We start from the raw sequence: 9,840 nt of genomic DNA on the forward strand, positions 1-9,840 counted from the left end.
CTGCCAGGATTTGCCTCGGCAGCGTAGCCGCACCAATCCGGAGCAGACATCAGCGCCCTCCGCCGCTAGTGTTGCCCTGAGGTCAACAGTTTCCGAAGCCATGTCCGCCCTGCTCGATCACCACCGCCTGCACTATCTGCACGAGGCGATCCGCCTCGGCTCGGTGCGCGCCGCCGCGGAAGCGCTCGACGTCAACGCGTCGGTGATCAGCCGGCAGATCGCACTGCTGGAGAAGGAGCTCGGCCTGACCCTGCTCGAGCGGCTCAGCCGCGGCATCCGCGCCACCGAGGCCGGCGCGCTGCTGGTCGAGCGCTTCCGACAATGGCAGGCCGACCAGACCGACACCGTCGCCAAGCTTCGCGAATTGCAGGGCCTCAAGCGCGGCCATGTCGACATCGTGCTCGGCGAGGGTTTCGTCAGCGACCTGATGTCCGGCCCGCTCGGCCGGTTCTGGCAGCGCCATCCCGACCTCACCATGGCGTTCGATCTCGCCGGCACCAACGAGGTCGTCAATGCCGTTGCCGAGGATCGCCATCACATCGGGCTGGTGTTCAATCCGGGCGCCGATCCCCGCATCCGGATCGCCACCGCGAGCCGGCAGCCGCTGTGCGCGATCATGCCGCCGGATCACGCGCTGGCGCGGCTCGGCCGTCCCTTGCGCCTGCGCGAGCTCGCCGACCACCCGCTCGGACTGATGCATCCGAGCTACGGCACGCGCCAGATCGTGGCGATGGCGGAGGCCGCCGAACGTATCGCTCTGTCGCCGAAGCTGACCACCAGCTCGATCAACGTGCTCCGCCACTTCGTCAAGAGCGGCCTCGGCCTGACGCTCTTGCCCGCCTTCTCGATCGCCGCCGATCTTGCCGACGGCTCACTCGCTGCCGTGCCGGTCGACAACCGCCTGCTGGCCTCGAGCGAAGCCTGCGTCATCACCCGGCGCGGCCGCGAGCTGCCGCATGCCGCCGGTCACCTGCTGCGCTTCCTGAGTGGCCAGATGCGGGCGTTCCGGGTCGGCGGAGCCGCCGGCAAGACCAGGACGCGCGGCGCCGGACGTTGATCCGCGCAGATCACCGCGGATCGTTTTCCGTTGCGCTCGCGCGTGGGTTGCGATTGGATGTTGCAACCTCGGGAATCGACCTCATGCGCAACGTTCTCGCGATCGCGTTCGGCCTGTGGGCGGCGACAGCGGCCCAGGCCGAGACCTGCCAGTTCATCGGCAACCAGATCCTGTGCGACGACGGGAGGTCGGGGCAGCGGATCGGCAACAACACTTATTGGAACGACGGCTCCTCGTCACAGCAGATCGGGCGCTTCACCTACAACAACGACGGCAGCAGCTCGCAGCAGATCGGCAATCACACCTACTACAGCGACGGCACGTCGGCGCATACGATCGGAAACACGACCTACTTCAGCGACGGCAGGACGTGCCGGCGGATGGGCAACCGCGTCTCTTGCGACTAGGCGATTCGGCCAATGTGACCGACGCTGCAACGGCTTCTCGGAGCTGGAAATATTTGAAATAAAGGGAATTGAACCCTTGCATCGGGGCACGTCGGCTCCGGTCGACGGTCGTTCAACTGGCGTTTCACGAAGGTAGCCATCATGGAGTTCCGCTTTTCTTCAACGATCGAAGACGAGGCCTCCCACGTCCGCTTCCAACTTGGAAATCTCGAATTCTTTCGAACCGAGAAATACGATGTGACCTGGCCAGATGCACTCAAAGCGGAGATCGAGCAAGGTATAGCTCAGTTTTCAGATGAGAGACTGCGCGACGCGATCGTGCGTCACGACCTGCCAGGCGCCAGTCTGGAGAGCGTGGTCCAGTCATGGCGGCGGGTGGAGGATCGATTTGCTTCCGATTTCGTTGCGCAGCTTACGCGACAGTTGCCAAAGGTCGTGCGCGTCCATGTGACCAAGTTTGGTCCGGGCGGGTCGCACAATGGCACGCCGATGGCACCGCGATTGGTCGTAGGCTATCCGGAAATGAAGGGATTGGATTTCAACAGCGTTCTCGTCCATGAGTTCATCGAAGTCTTGCTTTGGACAAGGTTCCGCAGCGAAGAAGCCAGACTGGGAAAGAGAGCCGCTCATGCCATCAAGGAAGCTGTCGTCGACAAGTTCTGCTCCTGCGACAACCTGATACCCGTCGTTGGGAGCTACAGAAAACAAGCGAGCTATTCCCAACTGCCTCCGGATTGGGAAGGTTGGCTACCAGCTAAAGGGCTGACGTGGAGTTCGTAGCGACCAGGCCAAATCTAGTGCGGCGTCATGCTGGCTGGCGTTGACGCAGCGGTGGTGACGGCTAACAAGTAAGAGGTCACAGTTCGGGCCGGCAAACAGTCAACCACCCGACGAATTCACTCCACGACCAAACCTTGACCGAAAACCCGGCGCGATGAATTCTTGCGGCGAGCCGGGTTTCGTTTGTTACCAAAACATCAGACTCGTCCGCAGCCGTTGCAGCTATCAGCGCGTCTTCCGCGTGCTTCGTATTTCCTGCCATGTGCGCGACGATTGAGGCGTTGACTGCATTGCGGCCCCAACTGCATTCATCCCACTCTGAAACGTCCCAAATTGCGCCGGTTGTCGATACCTTCCCAGCCAGTCCGTATATCTCCAACAAAGCAGCGCGCTTCGGCTCTGGAGCCAGCGACAGCTCATCGCGCTGAACGTGGGTGCTAACGAGCGTCAATTGACCGTCCGCGATGCGCTCCTGAATCGCTCCGATCACAACCTGATCGGCCGCAACCAGATCATGCACATTACTGTCCAGCATGATTCTCATGGGTCAGTGTTCTATTTGAAAATGAATCGTCAGGTAAAATGGTTGCCACCATACTTGCCACCAAAGAGAACCTACCTTTGGCTAAGTGGCTGAAAATACTGGAGCGGGTGAAGGGAATCGAACCCTCGTATTCAGCTTGGAAGGCTGCTGCTCTACCATTGAGCTACACCCGCATCAGGGCGTTCCCTAACATGGTCCGCGGCGGGTCTCAACCTCTTCGGGGCGGGGTTTCGAAGCGGATGGGTCCCGGATCGGGCCTGATGGAACGGCCCGAAGCGATGGCAGCGCACGACACCGAGACCGCGGCGCGGCACGCCGGCGGCGGCCCGGTTCCGTAATCTGCCCCTACCCTCGCCGGCCGGACCGTCCTATATTGGCGTCACCATCAACAACGAAAGGAGGTGATCCAGTGTCTTTCACCAAGCGCTGTCACCTCGCTGGGATCGCCCGCTGAGCGGCTCTTCATGAGCGACGTTTGAGGGCGTGATTCGTCAGCGGATTGCGCCATCGCGGCTTGGCAACGGGGCGGTCTCGGCCCTGGACCAGCGAGTTCAAGAACGGAAGCGCGGCGGGTCTCACGGCTCGCCGCGTTTTTTATGGCACCTCCGCCCGTTCCCCGGCGGACGGTGCCGGGGGCGCCGGCTCACTGCGGACGAACCGCCGCGCCAGGAAGCCGCCGAAGCCGAGCATCCAGAAATACTGCACGTACTCCGGTGCAAGCGCTGCGATCACGATGCCCGGCACGAACACGATGACGGGAAAGATCGCGCCGGCGATCTCGGCATGGCGGCCGCTTGGAAGCGCGAGCCACCACAGCGCGGCGTTCAGCGACGCAATGATCGTCAGATGCAGGCCATAGAGGACGGCCACCGCGCTGCTCAGCCTGTAGCCGCCGTAGAGCCCGTTGGTCACCGGCAGCAGCACGATCGACAACAGGAAGAACAGATTCAGGATGACCACGGGCCGGCCCGCGAACGGCTGCCGGGCCAGCCGCCGGTGGTGGCTGATCCAGAACACGCCGGCGATGATGAAGCTGAGGACCAGCCCGGCGAGACGGCCGGAATAGGTATGCGCCAGGTCGATCCAGCCGGGCATATGCGCGAAATTGGGCTTCGGCAGGTCGTAGGCGAGAAGCGTCATCGCCACACCGAAGATGGTGTTGGACAGCGATTCCAGCCGGCGCATCTCGAACAGGTGGGACTGAGGCTCTGTCATGTCGAATCGGAAGCGACCGCGGCGGGGAACGGAGATGAAGACTCACGTTCTATAGCAGCTCCGGCGCCGCACCGCCCGACCTCGCTGCCGCCCTTGGGCGGCAGGCTGTCACGTCACTCGCCGCCCTCCAGACCAAACCGGCGATCGAGCGGCAGCCCTCACCGGCACGCATAGATATGGCCATCGAAGCCGCGATAGCTGCGCGTCGCCGGGTTGTAGCTGCGGAACTGGACGCAGGCCGGCACACCCGCTGTGCGCAGCCGGGGCTTGTCCTCCGGATGCAGCCGGGCCGCGGTCGGGGTTGCGGCCGCAGGCCTCGCCATCACGATCATCGGCCGGCTGGCGACCATGCGCGATGTCCTGCCGCCATCCTTGGCCGCTGCATCCCTGACGGCGACCACAACGGCCTGCGCCTGGGCCGCCTTGCCGGAGGACGGCTTGCCCGATGAGGCCCTGGCTGGGGATGGCGTCGTCGCGGGCGGATTGGCCGCGGCCGTCTTGGCGGAGGACGGCTTGGCAGAGGACGGCTTGGTCGCTGCTGCCGCCGCCGTCGACGGCGATTTCACGGACGGCTTGGTCAGGGACGGCTTGCCGGCGACTGGCTCTGCTGCGGCGGCCTTCGGAGCCGCATCCTGCTTGTCCGTAACTGCGGCCTGCTTCGGCTCAGCCGAGGCGGCGGATGTCGTCGCAGCCGCCTCCGCAGCCGCGGCAGGCTTGACCTCGGGACCGGCCGAAATGTCGGCGCTGGCAGCTTGGCTCGGAACGGACGGTCCGGGATTGACCGACGCGGTCTTGTCGTCTGCAGGGATCTTGTCCTCGGCAACGGGCGCCTCGGCCGGCTTCTTGATCAGTTTCTTGCATTCCAGCGGGAACACCAGCTCGCCCGACGCCGTCAACCCGATCGGCTCGCATCCGCCGAACGGCCCGCTGTCCTTGCCCTGATCCTTGGCCACCTCGCCTGCGGATGGTGAGGAGCCGCCCGGCTCGGCGCTTCGCGCAAGCGAACCGCCAACTACAATCTGAAATAGAACAACGCCGCACAACAATCCGGCCCGGCCGGCCTTCCGCCCCAATGTACGCATGACACGCTCGCTCGACGCATGAACTCCGACAAGGCCATCACGCCATTGAGGCAAGTCTGTGAAGGCACGCCGCGGATTCCCGCTGCGATGTCAATTCGATGGCATTGTGTCCTGTTTGCACGACCGGACAGTGTTTGGCGTCCCGCATTGCAGTTGCAATTGGAGCGTGCCAGGGTCCGTCGCACGCGCCGCGGCTCGGCCATTCACGACGGCAGCGCATACGAGCCTGCGGACGGCCATCTTGAGTTCGACTGACTATCGTCCCGACATCGACTGCCTACGTGCCTTCGCGGTCACGTCGGTGATCGCGTTCCATTACGACATCTCGCCGTTCCGCAGCGGCTATGTCGGCGTTGACGTGTTCTTCGTCATCTCGGGCTTCCTCATCACGCGGATCATTCATGCCGAGGCGCAGGCCGGCACATTCTCGTTCGCGGCCTTCTACCGGCGCCGCGCCCGGCGCATCCTGCCCGCGGCGTTCGCGATGGTCTGCGCCACACTGCTCGGTGCGAGCCTGATCCAGCTGCCGCGCGAGACGGTGTCAACCGCCCATCAGGCGCTGGCCGTCCTGACCTTCTGCTCCAACATCCTGTTCTGGTTGCAACAGGGCTATTTTGACGCCGCGGCCATCACCAAGCCGCTGCTCCACACCTGGTCGCTCGGCGTCGAGGAGCAGTATTATCTGCTGTTTCCGGCGCTGGCGCTGGCCGTCTTTGCGCTCCGTCGCTCGCTGATGCTGGCGAGCCTCGGCGCCGTCTGCGCGGTCTCGCTCCTGCTCTGCGTGGTCCAGACCCGGATCCAGCCGGCGGCCGCGTTCTATCTGCTGCCGGCGCGCGCCTGGCAGCTCGCGCTTGGAGCACTGCTTGCCGTCGAGTCCGTTCCGGCGCTCCGCGGACAGTGGATGAGGATCGCGGTGGCCGCGCTGGGATGGATCGCGCTCGGCGCCTCCGCCAACGTGTTCTCGCCGCGCACGCCCTATCCCGGCGTCGCCGCGCTGCTGCCCTGCCTCGGAGCGGCCGCGGTGATCTGGGCCAATCCCACCCCGAGCAAGGCCGTGCTGACGGCCTTCAAGCCGATGATCATGGTCGGGCTGTGGTCCTACTCGCTCTATCTCTGGCACTGGCCAGTGGTCTCGTTCGCGGCCGCCATCTGGGGCCCGCCGAGCTCGATCATGGACAAGCTCGCGCTGCTCGGCGCCTGCGCAACGCTGGCGCTGACGAGCTTCTATCTGATCGAGCAGCCCGCCCGACGTGCCGCATGGCCGGTCACCGCACGTGCGCTCATGGCGATCGGCGCGACCGCGATCGGGGCCTGCGCGATCATGATCTGGTCCGCGGGTTTCCCCGCGCGCTTCTCGCCGCAGCAGCGGGCCTTGGTCGACTTCCTGAGCTACGACCACAAGACCGTCTATGAGGAGGGGACCTGCTTCCTCTACCCGGGCCAGACGTTCGACATGTTGCAGCCTGCCTGCCTCGTCGAAGGGACGCGCCCCAACATCCTGCTGTGGGGCGACAGCCATGCCGCACACCTCGCTCACGGCCTGAGGCGCGCGCTACCTCAAGCTACGCTGTTGCGCGCGACGCTAGCGCAATGCATTCCCCACGACGAGCCGGGACAATCGGCCGCCTGCGCCGACTTCAATGGCCGGCTGCCCGGACTGGTGCGCGCTCTCGCGCCCGACATCGTGATCCTGTCTGGCAACTGGACGCGCACGGCCATGGCGCCCACCGCACGCGAGAACCTGCTCGCCACGATCAACGCGATCACGCGGGCCGGCAGCCGCGTGGTGGTGATCGGGCCGAGCCCGCAATTCGATCGTCCACTGCCGGATCTCCTCATCGCGGCATCACGCTTCGGCATCTCCCCGGACGGGCACATGTTGGATACGTTCAGCGGCATCGACGGCTTTCTGCAAGCCCTGCTAAAGGATTTCCCGCAGACCGACTACGTGTCGCTGCTCACTCTTCTCTGCCCCGGCAAGGATTGCGTTCTGCAGACATCCAGCGGCGCACCGCTTGCCTGGGACGACGGCCATTTCACCGCACAAGGGTCCGAGCTTGCCGCCGCGCGCATCGTCGCGGCCTCGCCCACACTCGCGCCCTTCGCGCCCAAGAGCGAATAGCGCCACCTAATCGTCCGACAAGAACCTCGCGAACACCGGCGCGGCGCGCTCGCCCATGCGCTGGGCCCCTGCCACGGTGAAATGGCCGGCATCCTGGAACAGCCACACGCCACCCTCCACGACCGGGCAATCCTGGTCGCAATAGACCTCCGAGGGCCTGAGCAGCGTCACCTTGGCCAACGGCCTGATCGCCTCCGACAGGACGGCATCGATGATGCGGTTGGTCGCCACCGCCTCGCTCTTCGGCACGGCATCGCACGGCTTAGCGGGCGCATGCCAGCGCGGCCCCGGCAGCATGCGTAGCTGATCGAAGGCGCAATTCACCGGACGGACCTGGCCGCCGACGACGAGGAAATGCCGGCCCGGCCGGTCGAGCAGACGGATCGTCTCGGCAAGATGAGCGGCGACCGCGGCGTTGCGGGCCTGCGCTGCCGGCCCATCGCCGAGATCGAGATAATGCTGCCACGCCTGCCCGATCACGACGAAATCGGCCTGCGACTGCCGGATCCGCGGCAGCTCGCTGTCGCGCAACTCTGCGCACACCTGGGCGCGCGGTCCCTCCGCGGTGAGCCCGGCGAGCGTGGGACATCCGCTCATGGTGGAGACGTGCCCGATCATGCCGCGCGCCTTCAGCGTCGCATCGAGCGCGGCGACATATTGCTGGACGTAGGAATCGCCGAGCAGCTCGACGCCGCGCGTGCCGTCGAGATCGCCGAACGCGCAGAGACGGCCGAAGGTGCGGCCGCATTTGTTGAGGCCGAAGCCCTGCAGCTGGAACAGCGCGAGCTGGTCGTCGGGCAGTCGCGACACGACGCCGTTGGCGCGGAACGTCACATGGGTGAGCGCGGCACCCACGATGAGCACGGTCGCAAAGCTCGCCACCTGCGCGACCCTCGGCCACGGCAGCCGCCGCAGCGGCCGCTCGACGATGACGAACATTAGCGTGGTCAGCACCGCCATCAGCGCGAGCTGCGCCGCCAGTCCCGCCGCGGTCTGCGCCGCATCGCCAAAGATGAAACGGACGAAGAAGATCACCGGCCAGTGCACGAGATACAGCGAATAGGAGGCGGCGCCGACGACGCGCACCGGGCGGACCATCACCAGCGATGTCGGCGCGTTGGCCGCAATGATGACGGCTGTGGCGATGCAGGGCAGCAGCGCGGTGACGCCCGCAAGGGACTGATAGCGGCCGATCACGAGGAGGCTGCCGGCCAGGACGACGTCGCCACGGGCGGCGGCGAGCAGGCGTGCGCGCGGCGACGCTGCCAGGCGGGCCTCGAGCGGAATGGCGAGCGCGCCGAGCGCGAATTCGAACACCCGGAACGGCGTCAGGAAGAACACGGCGTCCGGATCGCGCGATGACCAGAGTGCGGCCGCGGCAAGGGACAACAGCCCGATCGCGGCAATGGCACGGAACACATGCCGGCGCGTGCCGAGCCACATCAGCAGCAGCGGCGCCAGCGCGTAGAATTGAACCTCCGCCGACAGCGACCACAAATGCAGCAGCGGCAACTGATCCGCGCTCGGCGCGAAATAGGCGCTGGCCTCGCGCCAATATTGGATGTTGGCGATCGAGAGCAGCCCGTGGGTCGCCTCCTTGGCGAGCTGGCGCAGGGCTTCCGGCGACAAAAACAGCCAGCCGACCGCGAACGTCGCCGCTGTCGTCGTGACCAGCGCCGGCAGGATGCGCCGCGCCCTGCGCAGATAGAACTCCGACAGCGAGAACCGCTGCGCGGCGACGTCGCGCAGGATCTGCCCGGTGATGAGATAGCCGGAGATGACGAAGAAGATGTCGACACCGGCATAGCCGGCCTCGAAACCCGTGATCTTCAGATGAAAGAGAATGACGATGACGACAGCGATCGCCCGAAGGGCATCGATGTCAGCCCGATGACTGCGTTCCAATGTCGTCCACTCCGCGCATTCCTCGAGGCGGACGAGTTGCGCAGACACGAATGGCAACAGCGGGAAACAGTCATGACGTCATCGGACCCATCCGATGACACCGCGCCGGCGATGCCGTGGCGGACGTGAAGGAAGTTTGCTGAAGTCGGCCGCAAGTTCGGCAATCCGTTGAACGATCAGCTCGAATACGGCAATCTGGCGGCGCTGAGGGACCATGCGGGGCTGAGGACGGTGATGAACCTGTTGCGAGGAGAAGGGCGGGCAGCGTTCGCGGGAATAGCCGTCGCGGCGCTGCTGGCGGCGGCCACCTCAGCCGCGGCGCAAGCCCAGACGCCTGCTCCCGCGCCCGGTCCCGCTCAGACCACGGTCGAACGCAATGCCAAGGGCGTCGCCGGCAAGCCGATCCAGGTCGGGATCTATCTCAACGTCCAGCCCGACTGCTCGTCCGGCCCCCTTCCCTCCATCCGTCTGCTGACGGCGCCGGGCAACGGCACCGTCACGATCAAGCGCGGCAAGGTCAGCGCGACCAACTACAAGCAGTGCCTCGCCCTGGAAGTGCCGGGCTTCATCGCCTTCTATCAGTCGAAGGCCGACTTCGCCGGCACCGACACGGTCACGCTCGAGGTCAAGTTCCCGCAGGGCCGCACCGAAGTGCAGCGGATCATGATCAACGTCGGCGTCGGGCCGGCGGGGCAGAAGATCTGAGCCGCAGCGCATCGGCGACGCCG

The 9,840-nt window shown here is 65.5% G+C and carries 9 protein-coding genes and 1 tRNA gene; 5 read left to right on the forward strand and 5 right to left on the reverse strand.

What is annotated here, in order from left to right; translation table 11 throughout:
* Positions 1-100 precede the first annotated feature (100 nt).
* The 3 genes from QX051_RS15135 (at position 101) to QX051_RS15145 (ending at position 2,244) form a co-directional block, all read left to right on the forward strand.
* Positions 101-1,057 (forward strand): LysR family transcriptional regulator, encoded by a 957-nt coding sequence (locus tag QX051_RS15135; protein ID WP_315776656.1) that lies wholly within the window; start codon positions 101-103, stop codon positions 1,055-1,057.
* Between the two features lie 83 nt (positions 1,058-1,140).
* A complete protein-coding gene (locus QX051_RS15140) occupies positions 1,141-1,464 on the forward strand; it encodes a hypothetical protein (protein WP_315776657.1) in 324 nt (107 codons plus the stop codon).
* A 141-nt stretch (positions 1,465-1,605) separates the two neighbouring features.
* Entirely contained in the window at positions 1,606-2,244 is a 639-nt protein-coding gene (locus QX051_RS15145) for a hypothetical protein (protein ID WP_315776658.1), read from the forward strand.
* A gap of 76 nt (positions 2,245-2,320) precedes the next feature.
* Here QX051_RS15145 and QX051_RS15150 read toward each other — a convergent pair whose 3' ends face one another.
* The 4 genes from QX051_RS15150 to QX051_RS15165 all read right to left on the reverse strand — a co-directional run bounded on the left by QX051_RS15150 (position 2,321) and on the right by QX051_RS15165 (position 4,956).
* Positions 2,321-2,788 carry a hypothetical protein gene (locus QX051_RS15150; RefSeq protein WP_315737550.1) on the reverse strand — a complete coding sequence of 156 codons (468 nt, stop codon included), beginning with the start codon at positions 2,786-2,788 and terminating at the stop codon, positions 2,321-2,323.
* Between the two features lie 99 nt (positions 2,789-2,887).
* Positions 2,888-2,961 (reverse strand) — tRNA-Gly (locus tag QX051_RS15155).
* A gap of 421 nt (positions 2,962-3,382) precedes the next feature.
* On the reverse strand, positions 3,383-4,003 hold the full coding sequence (locus QX051_RS15160) for a TMEM175 family protein (RefSeq protein WP_315737549.1): 621 nt from the start codon (positions 4,001-4,003) through the stop codon (positions 3,383-3,385).
* A 158-nt stretch (positions 4,004-4,161) separates the two neighbouring features.
* Positions 4,162-4,956, reverse strand: coding sequence for a hypothetical protein (locus QX051_RS15165; protein ID WP_315776659.1), 795 nt, complete (start codon positions 4,954-4,956; stop codon positions 4,162-4,164).
* Positions 4,957-5,326: 370 nt separating this feature from the next.
* Between QX051_RS15165 and QX051_RS15170 the strand changes: the two genes are divergently transcribed.
* Complete coding sequence (locus QX051_RS15170) at positions 5,327-7,207, forward strand: acyltransferase family protein (RefSeq protein WP_315737547.1); 1,881 nt, start codon at positions 5,327-5,329, stop codon at positions 7,205-7,207.
* A 6-nt stretch (positions 7,208-7,213) separates the two neighbouring features.
* Here QX051_RS15170 and QX051_RS15175 read toward each other — a convergent pair whose 3' ends face one another.
* Positions 7,214-9,112 (reverse strand): acyltransferase family protein, encoded by a 1,899-nt coding sequence (locus QX051_RS15175; RefSeq protein ID WP_315776660.1) that lies wholly within the window; start codon positions 9,110-9,112, stop codon positions 7,214-7,216.
* A gap of 234 nt (positions 9,113-9,346) precedes the next feature.
* Here QX051_RS15175 and QX051_RS15180 point away from each other — a divergent pair, with 234 nt between their 5' ends.
* Positions 9,347-9,817, forward strand: coding sequence for a hypothetical protein (locus QX051_RS15180; RefSeq protein WP_315776785.1), 471 nt, complete (start codon positions 9,347-9,349; stop codon positions 9,815-9,817).
* Positions 9,818-9,840 lie beyond the last annotated feature (23 nt).

It is taken from the genome of Bradyrhizobium sp. SZCCHNR1053 (assembly GCF_032381235.1).
Lineage (GTDB): Bacteria > Pseudomonadota > Alphaproteobacteria > Rhizobiales > Xanthobacteraceae > Bradyrhizobium.

Coding starts and splice junctions, on each gene's coding strand:
- QX051_RS15135 (WP_315776656.1), top strand. CDS start 101: ATGTCCGCCCTGCTCGATCACCACCGCCTGCACTATCTGCACGAGGCG.
- QX051_RS15140 (WP_315776657.1), top strand. CDS start 1,141: ATGCGCAACGTTCTCGCGATCGCGTTCGGCCTGTGGGCGGCGACAGCG.
- QX051_RS15145 (WP_315776658.1), top strand. CDS start 1,606: ATGGAGTTCCGCTTTTCTTCAACGATCGAAGACGAGGCCTCCCACGTC.
- QX051_RS15150 (WP_315737550.1), bottom strand. CDS start 2,788: ATGAGAATCATGCTGGACAGTAATGTGCATGATCTGGTTGCGGCCGAT.
- QX051_RS15160 (WP_315737549.1), bottom strand. CDS start 4,003: ATGACAGAGCCTCAGTCCCACCTGTTCGAGATGCGCCGGCTGGAATCG.
- QX051_RS15180 (WP_315776785.1), top strand. CDS start 9,347: ATGAACCTGTTGCGAGGAGAAGGGCGGGCAGCGTTCGCGGGAATAGCC.